Source organism: Pseudophaeobacter sp. TrK17, from assembly GCF_042192375.1.
Lineage (GTDB): Bacteria > Pseudomonadota > Alphaproteobacteria > Rhodobacterales > Rhodobacteraceae > Pseudophaeobacter.
In genome coordinates, this window is sequence record NZ_CP071700.1 from 56,871 (window position 1) to 75,582 (window position 18,712).

The window sequence follows — 18,712 nt, forward strand, 5'->3', positions numbered from 1 at the left end:
TCAAGGTATCGCAGAATGCGACAAGACTGATGCCCGGCGCTCGACGCCTGACAATCCCCAACAGAGGTACGCTCATGACCCTGAACCCTGATCGCTTTCTCGAGGATCTGCACCGGTTGCGGTCCTTTGGTGCTTCGGGACAGGGCAAGGGCGTTGTCCGCCCGGCCTTTACCGCAGTGGAGATCGCGGCGCGCCGCTGGTTGGCGTCTCGGATGCAGGAGGCAGGTCTGAAAACCCATCTTGATCCCGTCGGCAATCTCTTCGGGTTGAACGGAGAAAAATCTCTGTTGATCGGCTCTCACAGTGACAGTCAGCCTGAAGGTGGCTGGCTCGATGGGGCGCTGGGGGTGGTGGCAGGGCTGGAAATCGCCCGCGCTGCCAAAGAAGCAGGTGGCCCACCTATTTCCGTGGTGAATTTTCAGGACGAAGAGGGGCGGTTTGGCATTCTCACCGGCTCTGATGTCTGGACTGGAAAAATCTCGCTGGCAGAGGCGGATGCCCTGACCGACACAGATGGCCTGACGCTGAGCGTGGCCCGCTCGCGTATGGCCGGTCGGACCCGCGAGTTTTTGCCCCATGACATGTTCACCGGCTTTATCGAGATGCATATCGAACAGGGGCCGGGCATGGATGTCTCGGGAGATCAGATTGGCGTGGTCAGCGACATTGTTGGCATTCGCGAGGTTCGGATCACAATAACGGGTCGTCAGAACCACGCAGGCACCACGCCGATGGCGCTGCGTCAGGATGCGTTTCAGGCGCTGTCCAATTTTAACCAGCGGATCAACGAGCGGTTCTCGGCGGTGGCGACGCCTGAAACCGTCTGGACGCTGGGCCACGCGGAGCTGAGCCCGAATGCCTCCTCTGTTGTTCCAGGTCTGGCGCGGTTCGCATTGCAGTGGCGCGATGGGGATCGGGAACGTTTGATCCATATGGAAAAGATCATGCGTGAGGTGGCGGCAGAGGTTGCCCGCGCGCAAAGGGTCAAGATCGAACTGGGGGAGGTTGGCGGTATTGAACCCGCGGCGATGGATTCGCACCTCAAACAGGCGCTGCGCACCGCAGCAGAGGATCTGGCGCCAGGAAAATGGCTGGACCTGCCATCAGGCGCGCTGCATGACGCGGCCAATGTGTCTCAGGTAATGCCCAGTGCAATGCTCTTTGTTCCCTCGATTGGCGGCATCAGCCACGCGTTTGATGAGGACACCAAAGAGGCGGACCTGGTAAAGGGGCTGGAAGTTCTGAACCAGGCGGCATTGTCTTTGTGAGTCAAGCCTTTGGCTCGGGTCAGTCGCGGGCGTAGCCCCGTTTCAGCATGCGGTTGCGGTGTTTGTCCGCCGCCAGCGAGGCCTCGCGCAGGTTGTCATAGATGTTGATGGTGCTTTGGCCATTGCGGCCTGCAACGCCCCACTCCCGGAGGACCGAAACCTCGGAAAACAGGTTCAACGCCAGCTCGATCCGGTAGAACCGGGAGCGGCGGTTTTGGGTTTGGCAATAAAGCAGACAGGTGGCCATAGGGTGATTCTATACCAGAGCGAATCGTTGCGGCAAGAGCGGTCTGTCAGGATTTCCCGCCGCGCTGGCAAGAGGCTGGCACCGCGTCACCCTTGAATTTTTGTCTCCGGGCCAGTTCTGGCTTAATGCCTGTTAGCGCCAGGTCACATCCCCAAGGAAAATATAACCCGCCCCGTAGATGGTTTTGATCAGGCGCGGGTTTTTGGGATCTTCACGCAGTTTGGTCCGCAGGCGGGACACCCGCACATCCATGGCCCGGTCAAAGCTGTCACCAGCACCACCGCCAAGGCTTTCTTGCATCTGCGCCCGCGAAATCAGCCGCTTTGGACTGTCGAGAAACAGCCGCAGTACCTCTCCCTCGGCATGGGAGAAGGGCACTTCGACGCCTTTGTCATCTTCGAGCAGATAGCGGTCAAAATATGCGGTCCAGCCGGCAAACTCGGCGGCGTTGCCACTGACTGGCTGACTGCGGGGGCCAGCGCGCAGGCGGGCGCGAATGCGGGCGACCACCTCGGCGGGATCAAAGGGTTTGGTGATATAGTCATCGGCTCCCAGTTCCAGCCCGGTGACGCGATCCTGCACCTGGGCGCGGCCCGAAATGATGATGACGGCAGCGCCCTGTTCCAGCGCCAGGCGATGCACCAGGGCAAGCCCATCCACATCCGGCAGCGACAGGTCAACCAGGCAGACATCCGGTGTCACCCGTTTGAGGGAGGCCTCAAACTCGCGGGCGCGGGCAAAGCTTTGGGTGCGGAACCCGGCGTCCTGCAGGCAATCGGTGAGAATCTGGCGAATTTCGGGTTCATCGTCCAGAATGGTGACGAGGGGCGCGGTCATGCTTGTGTCTCCGGAGTGATGAGGGCCGACAGTTGCTGGGTCGTAAAGGGTTTTTGCAGCACCGGTCCAGACTTGAGAGCCATGCGGTACTGCGGATCACTGGGCGGCAAAGAGGTCATCAATACAATAGGCAGATGGGTGCCTTTCAGGCGTTGCGCCAGATCAATGCCGGTCGCCTCCCCCTCTAGCCGCACATCTGACAGCACCAATGCGATATCCGGCAGGTCGGCGGCCAGGGCTGAGGCCTCGTCGACGCTGGTGGCCTCGATCACCGAATAGCCAAGATCAATCAGCATATCGCGGAAGGTGGCGCGCAGCTCTTCGCTGTCCTCGACCAAAAGCGCCAGGCCGCCTTTGGCATCGGGGGCCACCCGATAGGGCAAGCGCAGGGTGATGCTGGCCCCGGACACCGTGTTGCCCACCCGCATGTCGCCGCCTGCGGATTTTGCCATGTCATAGACCATGGGCAGACCCAGGCCTGACCCTTCACTGCCCTTGGTGGTGAAAAACGGGTTTAGAGCGTTTTTGAGCGCCTCGCTGGAGAAGCCAGGGCCAGTGTCCGTGACGCTGATTTCCAGCCAGATTTGACCCACCACATGGGCGCTTACAGTGATCTGCCCGTTGATGCCGCAGGCGTCACGGGCGTTGAGGATCAGGTTCAGCAGCGCGTCCTGCAGTTTGCCGGCATCCAGCAGCAACAAGACATCGGGGGTATTGTCCAGCACGCTCAACCCCATGCCCTGCGGCAACGAAGGGGTGGCGAGGATTTTCAGCTCGGACAGTAGCGCGTGCATATTGGTGGCCTGTGGGCGCAGGCTGCGCTGGCCGGTCATCTCGGCGATCCGATTCAGCAACCGGCCACCGCGCCGCGCCGCGGCCAGGGTGCCGCGTATCATGTCCTGGGCCTGGGGCGGCAGCTGCATCTTGTCGAGCTTGCCCTGCATGCCAAGGATGATGGTCAAGAGATTGGAGAAATCATGCGCCAGCCCGGAGGTCATCTGCGCTGCCATTTCACGCCTGCGCGCCTGTTGCAGGGCAACGCGGGCCTGGGTTTCCTCGGTGACATCCATCGACAGAATATAAACGCCGCCGCTTTTGTCTGGGGTAAAGGCCACCCGGATGCGGCGGCTGTCATGGGCTTCGGTGAATTCAAACACCGGACTGCCGCCCTTGTAGGCGGCCATCAGATGTGGCTCGATCTTGGCAAAAGCCTGGGGCCCCAGCGCGTCGGAGATATGCATTTCCAGAATTTCAGAGGGGCGGCTGGGAAACACCGAGCTCAGCCGCCTGTTGGTATAGGTGTAATAGCCCTCGCCGTCGACATGGGCGATATGGGCTGGCATCATCTCGGTGGTGAGCCGGGTGCGGCCTTCGATTTCGGTGAGCTGGCGTTTTGCCTCTTCCAGGGCGGTGATGGTAGCGGCCAGCTTGCGGTTGGTCGCCGAGAGCTCCTCGGTGTGAGAGATCAACCGGTCTGACATTTCCTCTGATTTGGCGCGCAACAACTGCTCCACCCGTTTGGTGCGGCTGATATCGGTGTAGACCGCAACCCAACCGCCCTGGGGCAGCGGTGCGCCTTCGATCGAGATCATCTGACCATTGGCGCGGGTGCGTTCGATATAGTGGGGTTCAAAATCCAACGCCTGTTCCACCCGGGCGCTGACAAATTCCTCGATATCCTCCATTGGCCCATATTCACCGCTGGCGGCGATATGGCGAATGGTGTCCTCAAAATGCGCTCCGGGGCTGACCAGATCATTGGGGAGGTTGAACATTTCCTGAAACCGGTTGTTGCAAACCGCCAGCCGCAGCTCACTGTCATAGATCGAGATCGCCTGGGCAATCAGGTTCAGCCCGGCAGTGGTCATCGCGGCGCGTGTTTTGTCGGATGTATTCATGGTGCCTCCCCGGGCATGGGGTACCATCCTGACCCAAAAGAGCAAGGGCGGCGCGCTGACGCGGGGAAGAGTTACCCGTTTATGAGCGCGCGCATGGCAGAGCGGGTGCCGGGGCCGATCTTGCCGTCGATCGCCCCCGAATACAGCCCCATATCGCGCAGCCTGCGTTGCATCGCCATCAGGGTGCTTTGCCGCCAGGAATCGCTGGACCAGCCCAACGGAGTCTCGCTGCCCAGTTTCAGACCGTCGATGTAATAGGACACCGCGCGCTGGTCGTTTTGCGAAACCCCACGCCCCAGCTCATACTGGACACCGATGTTGACGGTCGCGGTCGCATGTCCCTGCGCCGCCGCCTTGTGGTACCACTCCAGAGCCTGGCTGTAGCTTTTCTGAACGCCCCGGCCCTTTTCATACATCCACCCCAGCGAGGTCTGGGCCTTTGCCAGGTCACGATTGGCAGCCCTGCGGAACCAGCGCACCGCTTCGACGTCGTTCTGGGACACGCCATGCCCTTCGCGGTAAAAGATGCCAAGCTTGTACAATGCGTTCAGATGCTCCGCCTGCGCCGCCTTTTGATACCAGCTGAAGGCGCGAGAATAGCTTTGGCTGACGCCGCGACCCTTTTCATACATCCAGGCCAGATTATACTGGGCGCGGGGGTGATCCCTGTTGGCGGCCCTACGATACCAGGACAGGGCCAGGGCATCATCCTGTGGCACGGCGCGGCCTTTTTCATACATCCAGCCAAGCTGGGTTTCGGCAATGGGGTAGCCTTGGTCTGCGGCGCGTTTCAGCAGGCTTACGGCGATCTGATCGTCCTGGGTCACGCCCTGACCCTTGCGGTACATCAGTGCCAGATTGGTTTGCGCCATAGGATCCTGCGCCGCCGCCGCAGTGCGGTAATGGGACAGGGCCTGCTGCAGATCTTCGGCCTTGTCATAGGCCCGGGCCAAAAACGCCTGCACCGCCGGGGTGTCAGGGTTGAGATTTGCCGCCCGTTTGCAGGCCGGGATCGCAGAGAATGCGTTCAGTTCTTTCCAGTCCACCCCAGAAGACTGGATGCGCTGGCTGATCAGCTGCGGGTGGCGCGGATGCCCGGCGGCATCCGCGCAGGACCGCAGGGCTGCCTGCTGGGCCGAGAACGACGGCGTCGCAACAGCTGGTGAGAGTGCAGCAGGCGAGGGCGAACTGGGCGCAATAGATGCGGCTGCAGAGGCAGGGGGTGTGACTGCGACCGTTGGTCGATTGCCCTTTCCTTTGGACAGCAGCGCCACAAACTGGTCTGCGGCTGGATTTGCTGCCGATTGGTCCGCCTGGCTGGGGGCCTCCGCTGCAGGATCTGGCTGCGTGGGTGTCACCGCCGCGGAGGGCTGGGGGGCTGGGGATGTCTGCGCTCGGGTTTGCGTAGTGGTCGAGGGAGACACCGCTGCGGGGTCACAGCGCAGTCGCAAATAGGCCTCGGCGATGGGCGCAAAGACATGATCCGAACAGGTGGTCTGATAGGCAGAATACGCATAACACTGGTCGGCCTGCTGGGCGACTTGGAACAAGGCGCTGCATTGATCCAGCTCCGAGGTCTCTGCTTCGGTTTCGTCAGGGGCGGTGGGTGGCTGGACGCCACATTGCCCGGCCAGACAAATGCGTTCGGTCGTCTGGTCATAATAGGCAGGCAGCTGCTGGTGCCCGCCATAAGAGGCGGCCTGTCGGGTGGTTTGCCTGCGGGCGTCCAGAATGGCATCCTGAAGATAGGTGCCCGGTTTCAGGTGCTGGACAAAATTTCGGGTAAAGACAGAGAGCTTTTGATCCGGACTGTCTGTTGGCAGATGATCCAGGGCCTGCTGCCCCTTGCCGGCGGAATAGACAATAAAGGTGCCGGTGCTGGGCAGAACTGGCGTCAACCCGCGTGTCACACCAATGGATTTTGTGCCGGGGCTTTGCAAAAACGGGCTGTCGCGACAGGCATCAATCACCGCGATGGTCAGCGCGACACCTCTGGCTTCCAGCTCATCCAGCAGTCCGTTATGACCGTTCTGCAGCGGAATGGTGGCGTCTTCCAGAAGCTTTTGGAACTCGGGCTGCGGGCGCTGCACCTCGGTTGGAACAATATAGTTGACCCGGCCATTGCTCCAGCCATGCCCGGAATAGATAAAGGCAACATCATCGCCGGGGGCGACCTGATTGAGGAAGCTGTAAAAGGCATGCAGGGTCTGGCGTCTGCTGAGATCCTTGGTCAAGGTAACCGCAAAACCCAGACCTTTCAGTGCTTTAGCATAGGCTTCAGCGTCGGCATGGGTGTTGGCCAGATCCCCTAGTTCTGCGTAGTCGGAATTTCCCAAAATAAAGGCATGCCGTGCCGCAGAGACCTGCGAGGCGAAAAAAAGGGTCAGAACCAGAGCCAGAAAACGTCTCATCATATTCCCCGCAAAGCACCAGATTCCATGGCAGCAATGTTGGCTGACCGCAGCCCATCTTGGCAAGGGGTGTGATTTCCAGGCCCATAGTTTTTTGCCGACATCTAAAAATTAGGCAGTCTGAGAACGGCTGTTACAATTCGTTAGATTTGTGAAAACTTCACGAAAAAGTTGACCGGCTAGCATGTTGCAGTCCCTAGTCGGGACCAGAATCGTGTGACAGCGATCTGCCGGTCGGGGAAGGCCGGAATGGGAGGAGAAAGACATTGGCTCAGATGCAGTCAGGCGCTGCGGGGAAACTCTCCCTGCCGGCGCTGCTTGAACGCAACGTAGCGGAATTCGGTGACCAGCCGGCTTACCGGGAAAAAGAATTTGGCATTTGGCAGTGCTGGACCTGGGCGGAAACCGCCAAGGAGATCGAGGCATTGGCGCTTGGTCTTATCAATCTTGGTGTGAATGAAGGCGACTTTATCGCCATCATTGGCGGCAATCGCCCCTATATGTACTGGTCGATGGTTGCAGCCCAATCCGTGGGCGCCATCCCGGTGCCGCTGTACCAGGACGCCAACGCAGAAGAGATGGCCTATGTGCTGGACCACTGTGGCGCACGCTTTGTGATCGCCGCTGACCAGGAACAGGTCGACAAGGTGATCGAGGTGCAGGATCAGTTGCACCAGTTTGAGCACCTGATCTACCTGGATCCACGGGGCCTGCGCAAATACGACCACCACGCGCTGCATGAATATTCCCATGTTCAGAACCAGGGTCGCGCCGCCTATGACGAGTGGATCACCGATCTGAACGCACGTCGCGCCAAGCTGACCTACGACAGCACCTGCGTGATGCTGTATACCTCGGGCACCACCGGCAAGCCCAAGGGCGTGGTGCTGTCCAACCGCAACATCATCGAGAGCGCCAAGAACGCTTGCGAATTTGATAAGCTGAAACAGACAGATCAGATCCTGGCCTATCTGCCGATGGCCTGGGTTGGGGACTTCATCTTTTCGATTGGTCAGGCCTATTGGAGCGGGTTCTGCGTGAACTGCCCGGAAAGCCCTGAGACCATGATGACCGATCTGCGTGAGATCGGCCCCAGCTACTACTTTGCACCGCCACGTGTGTTTGAAACCCAGCTGACCAATGTGATGATCCGCATGGAAGACGCGGGTAATTTCAAACGCAACATGTTCCACCACTTTATGGCCCATGCCAAAAGGGTTGGTCCTGATATTCTGGACGGCAAGCCCGTTGGCATGATGGACCGGCTGAAATACAAGCTGGGCGATCTGCTGGTCTATGGTCCGCTGAAAGACACGCTTGGTTTTGGCAATGTCCGCGTTGGCTATACCGCCGGTGAAGCCATCGGCCCAGAGATCTTTGAGTTCTACCGCTCGCTGGGGATCAACCTCAAACAGCTTTATGGTCAGACCGAAGCCACTGTTTTCATCACCGTGCAGCCAGATGGCGAAGTGCGGGCGGATACCGTTGGCGTACCAGCGCCAGATGTAGAAATCCGCATCTCCGACAATGGCGAGATCTTCTACCGGAGCCCGGGTACTTTTGTGGAATACTACAAAAACCCCGAAAGCACGGCAGATACCAAGGATTCCGAAGGTTGGGTTGCCACAGGTGACGCGGGCTTCTTTGAGGCTGACTCCGGCCATCTGCGCATCATCGACCGGGCCAAGGACGTTGGGAAAATGGCTGATGGCAGCATGTTTGCCCCCAAATTTGTCGAGAACAAACTGAAGTTCTATCCCGACATTCTGGAGGCGGTGCTGTTTGGCAATGAAAAGGACCGTTGCGTTGCCTTCATCAACATCGACCTTTCGGCGGTGGGTAACTGGGCAGAACGCAACAATATCGCCTATGCCTCCTATCAGGAATTGGCGGGTCACCCCAAGGTGCTGCAGTCGATCCAGGAGCATGTCTCGGAGGTGAACAAATCAGTGGCTGCGGATCCGATGCTGTCGGGCTGTCAGGTGCACCGCTTTGTGGTTCTGCATAAGGAACTGGATGCGGATGATGGTGAGATGACCCGGACCCGAAAGGTACGTCGTCGGATCGTCGAAGAAAAATTCGCTGACATCATTGGCGCGCTGTATGACGGGGCGGGTGAGATTTCGACCACCACCGAAGTTACCTATGAAGACGGTCGCAAGGGATCGATCAGCGCTACGCTGACCATTATTGACGCGGATCTGTCCGCTACGGCCCAGCAGCGGGTGGCCGCAGAATGAGTACGCAATACTCAGACAGGCTTAGCGCCCGTCTCAAACCACTTGGCCTGATCTCAAACGAGGTCGGGGCAGTGTTCGGGATGAAAGGCGGTATGCACCACCTGGCGGATCATAAGCGGCGCGCTGAACTCACGGGTTCTGCGTCTGAGACTGGCGCTGCTTTCGGATGGGGACAGGCCGTTGCGTCTGCACTCAAGCGCCATGTCCAACAGGCAACTGTGCTCGAACTCGCTAAACATTGCAGGGATCTCCTTGCTGCTCATCTTTCTCAAGTGTCCGCTGATTTGGTTAACATTTTAGTGTGGCGAAAAAATGGAGACGTCGCATATGCTTGACCAATCCGATAGCTATGTCACCGCAGACGGTCGCACCATCGGCGGTGTGGTGATGGAAATGAAAAACATCACCCTGCGCTTTGGCGGTGTGGTGGCGATCAAGGATATCTCTTTTGATATCCGCGAAGGCGAAATTCGCGCCATCATCGGCCCCAACGGCGCCGGCAAATCCTCGATGTTGAACGTCATCTCGGGCTTCTATGTGCCGCAAGAAGGCACGGTGGAGTTTCATGGCAAGCCGCGCCCGCAGATGCGCCCCTATGAGGTGGCACAGCAGGGTATTGCCCGGACCTTCCAGAACATCGCGCTGTTTGAAGGCATGAGCGTTCTGGACAATGTTATGACGGGCCGCCTGAACCACATGAAAACCAACTTGCTTCAGCAGGCATTTTGGAAGGGAAAGGCTGAAAAGGAAGAGACCGCCAACCGTGAAGTGGTTGAAAAGGTTATCGACTTTCTTGAAATTCAGCACATTCGCAAAACGCCTGTGTCGCGTCTGCCGTATGGTTTGAAAAAGCGGGTGGAACTGGCGCGGGCCCTGGCGGCAGAGCCAAAGCTGCTGCTGCTGGACGAGCCAATGGCGGGGATGAACGTCGAGGAAAAAGAGGACATGTCCCGCTTTATTCTTGATGTGAACGACGAATTTGGCACCACCATCGCCCTGATCGAACATGACATGGGCGTGGTGATGGATCTGTCGGACCGCGTGGTGGTGATGGATTACGGCAAAAAAATTGGCGACGGCACACCGGACGAAGTGCGCAACAACCAGGATGTGATCGACGCCTATCTGGGGGTGGCACATGACTAAAGTTCTGACAGATATGAGGAGAGCGACTGATGTCTGACCAGTTTCTTTTTGCAACCGAAGTCTTCTTCAACGGGCTGATGGCCGGGGTGCTCTATGCACTGGTGGCACTGGGCTTTGTCCTGATCTACAAGGCCTCCGGCATTTTCAACTACGCCCAGGGCGTTATGGCGCTGTTTGCGGCGATGACCCTGGTGGGCATCATGCAGGGGCAGGTGCCGTTCAGCCATATCATCAACGCGATGTTTGGCACCGAGGTTCACCACTTTGGCTGGCATGTGCCGGCGCTGCTGGCCATCTTGCTGACGGTTGGGGTGATGGTGATTTTTGCCTGGCTGGTGCAGCGCATTGTGATGCGTCATCTGGTGGGCCAGGAGCCGATCATCCTGTTCATGGCAACCATTGGCCTGGCGTATTTCCTCGAAGGATTTTCCGATCTGATGTGGGGCTCCGAGATCAAGAAGCTGGATGTGGGTCTGCCCCAGGGTGGCTCGTTCTGGATCGAAGACATGACCGCAGGTCTTGGCTCTGACAATTTCTACGGCTTCTTCATCGACCAACTGGACATCGTGGCGACTGTGATTGCGGCGCTTCTGGTGGTCGGGCTGGTGCTCTTTGCCCAGTATACCAAACAGGGCCGCGCCATGCGGGCTGTGGCGGATGACCACCAGGCGGCGCTGTCGGTTGGTATCTCGCTGAACTTCATCTGGGTTCTGGTCTGGTCGGTTGCGGGCTTTGTTGCCCTGGTGGCCGGGATCGTCTGGGGCACCAAGTCGGGGGTGCAGTTCTCGCTGTCCCTGATTGCGCTCAAGGCCCTGCCGGTTCTGATGCTGGGCGGCTTTACCTCCATCCCCGGCGCCATTGTTGGTGGCTTGATCATCGGCGTCGGCGAAAAGATGTTTGAATTTGCCATCGGCCCCATGGTGGGCGGTGCCACCGAGAACTGGTTTGCCTATGTGTTGGCGCTCTTGTTCCTGGTGTTCAGACCGCAGGGCCTGTTTGGCGAAAAGATCATCGAGAGGGTCTGATCCCCCAAAGCAAGACTGGCCTTCCCGCTCCGTTCCGGATGGGGAGGCATCAAGAACCCCTCGCAGCCTGTGCCATGTGTGTGCGCACCGTAAACTAGGAGACCATTTAGGATGAAGCTTATCGCCATCATCAACGTGATTGCCTGGTCCGGTTTCTGGGCCTTTGGATACCTGGCCATCAGCGCCAATGGATTTTCCGAAGCTCAGATTGTCACCGCGGCGCTGCTGGCGGCTGGGGGGCTCTTTACCGGCATCATTGCTTATCTGCGCCTGGCCCGTTCTGCTGAGTCGAGCGGATATGCAAAAAAATCCAATCAAATGAGCGCAGCGGATCGTAATCGCGCGCACCAACAGGGGAGCATCTAACCCATGTTCTATCGCGAAGCCGGAGACTTCAAAGTCTCTTATGAACAGGACAGCCAGACCTTCCCGATCAAGTTTGATCGCTATCGGTATTACTTTGTGCTGCTCATCGCCTTTCTGGTCATTCCGTTCCTTATCAATGACTACTGGGCCAGCGCCATTTTGCTGCCGTTTCTGATCTATTCGATCGCTGCGATCGGCCTCAATGTCCTGGTTGGCTATGCCGGTCAGGTGAGCCTTGGGACTGGTGGTTTTATGGCTGTGGGCGCCTATGCCTGTTACAAGCTGATGACCGCCTTCCCCGAAGTGAGCATGTTTATCCATGTATTGCTGGCAGGCGGGGTTACCGGCCTGGTCTGTGTGCTGTTTGGCCTGCCAAGCCTGCGCATCAAGGGCTTTTACCTGGCGGTGGCGACACTGGCGGCGCAGTTCTTCCTGGTCTGGTTGTTCAACCGAGTGCCATGGTTCTACAACTATTCTGCCTCTGGCCAGATCAACGCGCCTGAGCGTGATGTCTTTGGCATCCTGATCACCGGCCCCAACGCACCCGCCTGGGCAACCTATCTGTTCTGCCTGGCCTTCCTGACGCTCTCTGCTTTGGTGGCCCGTAACCTGACCCGTGGCACCGTCGGCCGCAGCTGGATGGCGATCCGCGACATGGATATCGCGGCGGAAATCATCGGGGTAAACCCGCTGAAGGCGAAACTGACCGCCTTTGCAGTCTCTGGCTTTTTTATCGGCATCTCTGGGGCGCTGTTCTTTGCGCTGTACCTTGGTGCGGTAGAAGTCGGCGAGGCCTTTGGCATCACCAAGTCGTTCCAGGTTTTGTTCATGGTGATCATTGGTGGCCTGGGCTCGATCTTTGGCTCCTTTGCTGGCGCGGCCTTTCTGGTCCTGCTGCCGGTGATCCTGAAGGTGGTTGGCGTGGATGTGCTGGGTTGGCCCACAGATATCGTGGCCCACTTCCAGCTGGTGATCGTCGGGGCACTGATCGTGTTTTTCCTGATTGTGGAACCACATGGGCTGGCGCAGCTTTGGCGCGTTGCAAAAGAGAAACTGAGGCTATGGCCCTTCCCGCACTAACGCGGCAAGGTATGAGAAGAGCGGCGGGGACAAGAGCAATATTTCAGCCCCGCCTACCCAAGACGACTATCGGATGAGACCAAGGGAGGATGAATACCGATGAAAATGAAACTTACCACTTTGGCGCTGGGCGCCATGATGGCTGCGGGTCCGGCAATGGCGGACCTGGTGTTCCCATCGCTGAGCTATCGTACAGGCCCCTATGCTGCGGGCGGTATCCCGTTTGCGGATGGCTATGCTGACTATTTCACCCTCGTAAACGAGCGTGATGGCGGTATCGGTGGTGTAAAGGCACGCCTGATCGAGTGCGAGACCGGCTATAACACCGAAAAAGGTGTGGAATGCTACGAATCCACCAAAGGCGAAGGTGCCCTGGTGTATCAACCGCTCTCCACTGGTATTACCTATCAGCTGATCCCAAAAACCGCTGCTGACGGCATCCCGCTCCACACCATGGGCTATGGCCGGACCTCGGCTGCCAATGGTGATGTCTTTGGCAATGTCTTCAACTACCCGGCCAACTACTGGGATGGAGCATCCGGCATCATCAACTACCTGCTGGACGAAAACGGTGGCGACCTGAAGGGCAAGAAAATTGCTCTGGTTTACCACAACTCTGCCTACGGCAAGGAACCAATCCGCACCCTGGAAGAGCTGGCTGCAAAGCACGGTTTTGAACTGACCGCTCTGCCTGTTGACCACCCTGGTCAGGAACAGAAATCCCAGTGGCTGCAAATCCGCCGCGAGCGTCCTGACTTTGTCGTGATGTGGGGCTGGGGCGTGATGAACCAGGTTGCTGTTCAGGAAGCCGCAAACATCCGTTTCCCAATGGAAAACTTCATTGGTGTCTGGTGGTCCGGTGCTGAGCATGACGTTCTGTCCGCGGGCGCTGCTGCTGATGGCTACAAAGCTGTGACGTTCCACAATGTTGGCCGTGACTTCCCTGTATTTGACGACATCCAGAAATATGTTGTTGACACAGGTAAGGCAGCTGGCGCTGGCGATCAAATCGGCAACGTGCTGTATAACCGTGGTCTCTATGCGGCGATGCTGGCAGTTGAAGCCGCCAAAACCGCTCAGGAAATCCACGGCACAGCTGACATCACCCCTGCGATGATGCGCGATGGCATGGAAGCTCTGGAAATGCCCGAAGCCCGGATGTCCTCGCTTGGCATGCCCTACTTTGGCCCCTCCTTCAACGTGTCCTGTGAAAACCACGGTGGCCCTGGCCTCGTTGGTATGACCCAGTGGGACGCTGAGTCCAAAACCTGGAGCCTGGTGTCCGATTTCCAAAAGACCGACACGGATGTGATCAAGCCGCTGATCGATGCAGACTCTGCGTCTTACGCGACTGAAAACAACATCGAATCCCAGTGTAACTAAAGACTAATCCGATCCCACATCTGTGTGGGGTCGGGCCTTAATCCGGCGCGGCGGCTTCATCCTGCCGCGCCACACCGACCAGACCCGGATGCGCCAAAAACAGCGCCCTGGACCGTATGAGGACAAGCTTTGATGCTGGATGCAGCCAACACCACTGATGTGCAGGCCGAGACCCTGCTAGAGGTCAACAATATCGAGGTGATCTACAATCACGTGATCCTGGTGCTGAAAGGCGTCAGCCTCAATGTTCCAAAAGGCGGCATTACAGCGCTTTTGGGCGGCAATGGTGCCGGTAAGACTACAACGCTCAAGGCGATCTCGAACCTGCTGCGCTCGGAGCGTGGCGAGGTGACCAAGGGATCGGTGAAATACCGTGGCAAGAATGTTCACGATGCAGACCCTGCCGAACTGGTGCGCAACGGCGTCATCCAGGTGATGGAAGGCCGCCACTGCTTTGAGCACCTGACAGTCGAAGAAAACCTGCTGACTGGCGCCTATACCCGAGCTGACCGGGGTGCGAAGATCCAGCAAGATCTTGAAATGGTTTATACCTATTTCCCACGTCTGAAAGAACGCCGCAAAAGCCAGGCGGGCTATACCTCGGGTGGGGAACAGCAGATGGTGGCCATGGGCCGCGCTTTGATGAGCCGCCCTGAAACCATCCTGCTGGATGAGCCCTCGATGGGGCTGGCACCCCAGCTGGTGGAACAGATCTTTGAGATCGTCAAAACCATCAACGAACAGGAAGGCGTGACCTTCCTTCTGGCGGAACAGAACACCAATGTGGCGCTGCGCTATGCCCACTATGGCTATATTCTGGAATCCGGCCGGGTGGTGATGGATGGTCCCGCAGCAGAGCTGCGCGAAAACCCTGATGTAAAAGAGTTCTACCTTGGCATGTCCGATGATGGCCGCAAGAGCTTCCGCGATGTGCGTTCCTATCGCCGCCGTAAGCGGTGGTTGAGCTAAGGGAGTGATGGTGAACCTATGACCTATTTTGATACCCTAGAAACGCGGTCCGACGACCAGCGCGCCAGTGATCTGGCCGCGGCGCTGCCCAAACAGATTGCTTTGGCCCAAACGGCTGCCGGTTATGCGGACAGCCTGAGCGGGATTGAAGCCAGTAGCATAACGTCGGCTGCGGATCTGGCGGCACTGCCGGTACTGCGCAAGTCTGACCTCAGCAAGGCTCAGGGCGGCAATGCGCCTTTTGGTGGTTTCACTGTGAAACCGGCCTCTGGGTTTGCCCATATTTTCCAATCCCCAGGCCCGATCTATGAACCGGGCGGCGTTGATCACGATTGGTGGCGCATGGGGCGCTTCCTGCATGCGGTTGGCATCGGCGCTGGTGATGTGGTGCAGAACTGCTTTGGCTACCATCTGACCCCTGCTGGCATGATCTTTGAAAACGGCGCCCGCGCCGTTGGTGCTGCGGTGCTACCGGCTGGCACCGGCCAGACCGAGTTGCAGGTGACAGCGGCACGGGATGTGGGTGCCACGGCCTATGCCGGCACGCCTGACTACTTGAAGGTCATTCTCGACAAGGCCGAAACCATGGGCGTAAAGCTGGGCTTTACCAAGGCGGCGGTTGGCGGCGGTGCGCTGTTTCCCTCGCTGCGTCAGGAATATGCGGATCGCGGTATTACCTGCCTGCAAAGCTACGCCACAGCGGATCTTGGCAGTATCGCCTACGAGAGCGCCGCGATGGAGGGCATGATCGTTGATGAAAACGTCATCGTCGAGATCGTCACACCTGGTACCGGCACACCTGTTGCACCCGGTGAAGTGGGCGAGGTGGTGGTGACAACGCTCAACCCAGACTATCCGCTGATCCGTTTTGCCACGGGTGATCTGTCGGCCATCCTGCCGGGCACCTCCCCCTGCGGGCGGACCAACCTGCGGATCAAGGGCTGGATGGGGCGCGCGGATCAGACCACCAAGATCAAGGGCATGTTTGTCCGTCCTGAACAGGTCGCGGCGCTGGTTGAAAAGCATGATGAGATCGTCAAGGCCCGTGTGATTGCCGCCCGTGATGGCGAGATGGACACCATGACGGTGCAGATCGAAGCCAATGCCGGCGATGAGATCACCTTTGGTAAATCGGTAATCGAAGTGCTGAAGATGAAGGCTAAGATCGAAGTGGTCGCCCCGGGTGCCCTGCCCAAGGATGGCTTGGTGATCGAGGATCAGCGCAGCTACGATTAAACACTCCTCGGCCCGGCAGCCTGATGCCGGGCTCTCTTATCCCCGCACTGCTTGTCGGTGTCCTTGCCCTCCGATCTGCCTGGCGGCTGTCGGGGGGATTTTTATATGGGAGGGATGGGGGACAACGCTGACCGGGGCCATGCGCGAGCATGCTTATGGCATCGCCGGAATGTCCGTTGGCGCAGGTTCAGCACCCGCCGCTGTGAGCATGGCGTGTATCTGCCCCCGGTGGTGGGTTTGGTGGTTGAACAGCTGAACGACGCAGATCGCTTTTGCCATTTCGATCCTGGCAGCACCGTCAGGCGGATACCAGCTGGTCGTGCCATTGAGCTCTGCGTTGGTCAGGCTGGCTGCCCAGTCTTCGATTTCTGCATTCCGGCCTGTGCGGAGGTGCTTGAACTCAGCCCAATCTGAGGGGCTGGTCAGCGCATGTTTGATCGAATCCTGCGGGCGTTGGTTGCCTTTGATGCGCTCAAGCATGAGGGCGTCTGCCCAATAGAGATGGTTCAATGTTGCAGCTATGGATTTAAAAAACGCGCCCCGATCCTGCCAGCGCTCAGAATCGGTCAATCCATCGGCTGCAGCAACGAGGCAGGTATTTTGCCAGCTGTTGTAGCGTGCCATGAGACGGCAATAGTCGGCTGAAATCATCTTTCAGGGCCTTACTGTAATTGGGGGGATTGGATGTCTTGCCTAGGCCAAGCCAGATGCACAAAGACCCACACAGGCTGTGGCACCGTGGGGTGAGTGTCAGTGTATAGGTGTCAGCGGATTTGGGTAGGCTTTTTCTGACCCTAGCTTTTGCTCAGCTACAAAAGCCTGCGCAGCAAAAACAGCCGCGTTGGGTTTCCTGCTGGAGTTTCTGACCAAAATGATCGAATAAGGGGAAAAGCCAACTAGACAGCCAAGAGCCAGATACATGACCGCCGTGAGCGAGACAGATGAATACGCCCCAAAGGGCAACCGCCGTGGGCGACGGTCGGGAACCGGGGTGTTCTCGTTTCTGGCCTGGGTTGTTGCGCTGGCTTGTATCTTGCCGATGGTTGCGGTGGCTCTGGCGGCGCTGACCGGCGGCACAGAGACAATCCGGCATCTGGTCGATACCGTGCTAACCGGCTATGCGCTGACCACCTTTGCTTTGGTGGCTCTGGTGTCTGTGGGCACACTGGGAATTGGTGTTGGTGCTGCCTGGCTGGTGACCATGACACGGTTTCCCGGCGTGCGGCTGTTTGAAATCGCCCTGGTCTTGCCGCTGGCCTTTCCGGCCTATGTTTTGGCCTATGCCTATACCTTTGTGTTGGACCATCCCGGCATTGTGCAGAGCAGTTTGCGCCAGGTGACCGGTTGGGGGCCGCGCGATTACTGGTTCCCCGAGATCCGGTCCCTGGGGGGCGCGGCGGTGATGCTGGTGCTGGTGCTGTATCCCTATGTCTATCTGTTGGCGCGGGCTGCCTTTTTGCAGCAAAGCGGCGGTGCCTTTCTGGCGGCGCGGGCGCTGGGAAAAAACGCCTTTCAGGCCTTTTGGCTGGTCAGCCTGCCAATGGCACGTCCTGCAATTGCCTCGGGCGTGTTGCTGGCAGTGATGGAGACCATCGCGGATTTTGGCACCGTGTCCTATTTTGGCGTACAGACCTTTGCCACCGGGATCTACACCAGCTGGTTCTCCATGGGGGATCGGGCAGGGGCCGCGCAACTGGCGCTGTGCTTGCTGAGTTTTGCGCTGGCGCTGGCCGTGGTGGAACGTTCGACTCGGGGCAAGGCGCGCTATCATCAGGCGGGTAAACAGCACGCGGCGATGCCACCGGCTGAGCTGAAAGGCTGGCAATCTGGCGGCGCCTGGGTGCTTTGTGCGCTGCCGGTCTGTCTGGGCTTTTTGCTGCCGGTGATTATCCTGTTCAATATGGGGCTGCAGTCCGAACAAAACCTGCTAAGCCGCCGCTATATTGGCTTTTTGCAAAACTCCCTTACCCTGGCAACACTGGCTGCGCTGCTGACGGTGCTGGCGGCGGTCTGCCTTGGCTTTTATCAGCGGCTGCGCCCCGGGCGGACGTCCTCGACGGCGGCCTATATGTCCCGGTTGGGATATGCGGTGCCCGGTGGAGTTATTGCGGTGGGGCTGATGGTGCCTTTTGCCGCCTTTGACAATGCCCTGGACGCCTGGATGCGGGCCAATTTTGAGATCCGTACCGGGCTGTTGATTTCCGGCTCGATCTGGCTGTTGGTGGCGGCCTATATGGTGCGCTTTCTGGCGGCGGCGCTTGGCGCCTATGAAAGCGGGCAGTCCACGGTGCATGCCAATATGGATGCGGCAGCGCGGTCATTGGGGCAGGGACCCCTGGGAATGTTGCGCCGCGTGCACCTGCCGATGCTTACCCCCAGTTTGCTGACCGCCCTACTGATAGTCTTTGTCGATGTGATGAAGGAACTGCCGGCCACTCTGATCATGCGCCCCTTCAACTATGACACCCTGGCGGTGCAGGCCTACCGATTGGCCTCGGATGAGCGGCTGGAAGGCGCGGCGGTGCCGTCATTGGTCATCGTAGCACTTGGGCTGTTGCCGGTGATCCTGATCTGTCGTCAGGTAGGACGGCGCTAGGCAAGCGCTG

Annotated in this window: 16 protein-coding genes; 10 read left to right on the plus strand and 6 right to left on the minus strand. The window is 58.6% G+C overall.

What is annotated here, in order from left to right; translation table 11 throughout:
* Positions 1-74: 74 nt before the first annotated feature.
* Positions 75-1,268 (plus strand): hydantoinase/carbamoylase family amidase, encoded by a 1,194-nt coding sequence (locus JZI28_RS00285; RefSeq protein WP_375698852.1) that lies wholly within the window; start codon positions 75-77, stop codon positions 1,266-1,268.
* A 19-nt stretch (positions 1,269-1,287) separates the two neighbouring features.
* On the opposite strand, the gene JZI28_RS00290 is transcribed toward JZI28_RS00285, so the two are convergent.
* The 4 genes from JZI28_RS00290 to JZI28_RS00305 all read right to left on the minus strand — a co-directional run bounded on the left by JZI28_RS00290 (position 1,288) and on the right by JZI28_RS00305 (position 6,661).
* Positions 1,288-1,515 carry a WGR domain-containing protein gene (locus tag JZI28_RS00290; RefSeq protein ID WP_295450259.1) on the minus strand — a complete coding sequence of 76 codons (228 nt, stop codon included), beginning with the start codon at positions 1,513-1,515 and terminating at the stop codon, positions 1,288-1,290.
* 132 nt (positions 1,516-1,647) lie between these two features.
* Positions 1,648-2,352, minus strand: a complete 705-nt coding sequence (locus JZI28_RS00295) for a response regulator transcription factor (RefSeq protein WP_295450257.1) — start codon at positions 2,350-2,352, stop codon at positions 1,648-1,650.
* Positions 2,349-4,250, minus strand: coding sequence for a PAS-domain containing protein (locus tag JZI28_RS00300; protein WP_375698853.1), 1,902 nt, complete (start codon positions 4,248-4,250; stop codon positions 2,349-2,351). Before JZI28_RS00300 ends, JZI28_RS00295 begins: the two co-directional genes overlap by 4 nt.
* Before the next feature lie 71 nt (positions 4,251-4,321).
* Positions 4,322-6,661, minus strand: coding sequence for a caspase family protein (locus JZI28_RS00305; protein ID WP_375698854.1), 2,340 nt, complete (start codon positions 6,659-6,661; stop codon positions 4,322-4,324).
* A 275-nt stretch (positions 6,662-6,936) separates the two neighbouring features.
* Here JZI28_RS00305 and JZI28_RS00310 point away from each other — a divergent pair, with 275 nt between their 5' ends.
* Positions 6,937-8,901, plus strand: a complete 1,965-nt coding sequence (locus JZI28_RS00310) for an AMP-binding protein (protein ID WP_375700135.1) — start codon at positions 6,937-6,939, stop codon at positions 8,899-8,901.
* 53 nt (positions 8,902-8,954) lie between these two features.
* On the opposite strand, the gene JZI28_RS00315 is transcribed toward JZI28_RS00310, so the two are convergent.
* Positions 8,955-9,140 carry a hypothetical protein gene (locus tag JZI28_RS00315; protein ID WP_375698855.1) on the minus strand — a complete coding sequence of 62 codons (186 nt, stop codon included), beginning with the start codon at positions 9,138-9,140 and terminating at the stop codon, positions 8,955-8,957.
* Between the two features lie 88 nt (positions 9,141-9,228).
* Here JZI28_RS00315 and JZI28_RS00320 point away from each other — a divergent pair, with 88 nt between their 5' ends.
* The 7 genes from JZI28_RS00320 to JZI28_RS00350 all read left to right on the plus strand — a co-directional run bounded on the left by JZI28_RS00320 (position 9,229) and on the right by JZI28_RS00350 (position 16,106).
* The gene (locus tag JZI28_RS00320; RefSeq protein ID WP_375698856.1) at positions 9,229-10,047 is read left to right on the plus strand and encodes an ABC transporter ATP-binding protein; all 819 of its coding nucleotides are present in this window, start codon (positions 9,229-9,231) and stop codon (positions 10,045-10,047) included.
* Positions 10,048-10,076: 29 nt separating this feature from the next.
* A complete protein-coding gene (locus JZI28_RS00325) occupies positions 10,077-11,072 on the plus strand; it encodes a branched-chain amino acid ABC transporter permease (protein ID WP_295455335.1) in 996 nt (331 codons plus the stop codon).
* Positions 11,073-11,183: 111 nt separating this feature from the next.
* A complete protein-coding gene (locus JZI28_RS00330) occupies positions 11,184-11,438 on the plus strand; it encodes a hypothetical protein (RefSeq protein WP_295455337.1) in 255 nt (84 codons plus the stop codon).
* A 3-nt stretch (positions 11,439-11,441) separates the two neighbouring features.
* Positions 11,442-12,518: a branched-chain amino acid ABC transporter permease gene (locus tag JZI28_RS00335; RefSeq protein ID WP_295455339.1), complete on the plus strand. Its 1,077-nt coding sequence runs from the start codon at positions 11,442-11,444 to the stop codon at positions 12,516-12,518.
* 99 nt (positions 12,519-12,617) lie between these two features.
* Positions 12,618-13,901: an ABC transporter substrate-binding protein gene (locus JZI28_RS00340; RefSeq protein ID WP_348152883.1), complete on the plus strand. Its 1,284-nt coding sequence runs from the start codon at positions 12,618-12,620 to the stop codon at positions 13,899-13,901.
* A gap of 132 nt (positions 13,902-14,033) precedes the next feature.
* Positions 14,034-14,870 (plus strand): ABC transporter ATP-binding protein, encoded by an 837-nt coding sequence (locus JZI28_RS00345; protein ID WP_295455344.1) that lies wholly within the window; start codon positions 14,034-14,036, stop codon positions 14,868-14,870.
* Between the two features lie 18 nt (positions 14,871-14,888).
* A complete protein-coding gene (locus JZI28_RS00350; protein WP_295455346.1) occupies positions 14,889-16,106 on the plus strand; it encodes a phenylacetate--CoA ligase family protein in 1,218 nt (405 codons plus the stop codon).
* A gap of 153 nt (positions 16,107-16,259) precedes the next feature.
* Here JZI28_RS00350 and JZI28_RS00355 read toward each other — a convergent pair whose 3' ends face one another.
* Positions 16,260-16,757, minus strand: coding sequence for a DinB family protein (locus tag JZI28_RS00355; RefSeq protein WP_375698857.1), 498 nt, complete (start codon positions 16,755-16,757; stop codon positions 16,260-16,262).
* A gap of 268 nt (positions 16,758-17,025) precedes the next feature.
* Between JZI28_RS00355 and JZI28_RS00360 the strand changes: the two genes are divergently transcribed.
* Positions 17,026-18,702: an iron ABC transporter permease gene (locus JZI28_RS00360; RefSeq protein WP_348152889.1), complete on the plus strand. Its 1,677-nt coding sequence runs from the start codon at positions 17,026-17,028 to the stop codon at positions 18,700-18,702.
* Positions 18,703-18,712: the final 10 nt, after the last annotated feature.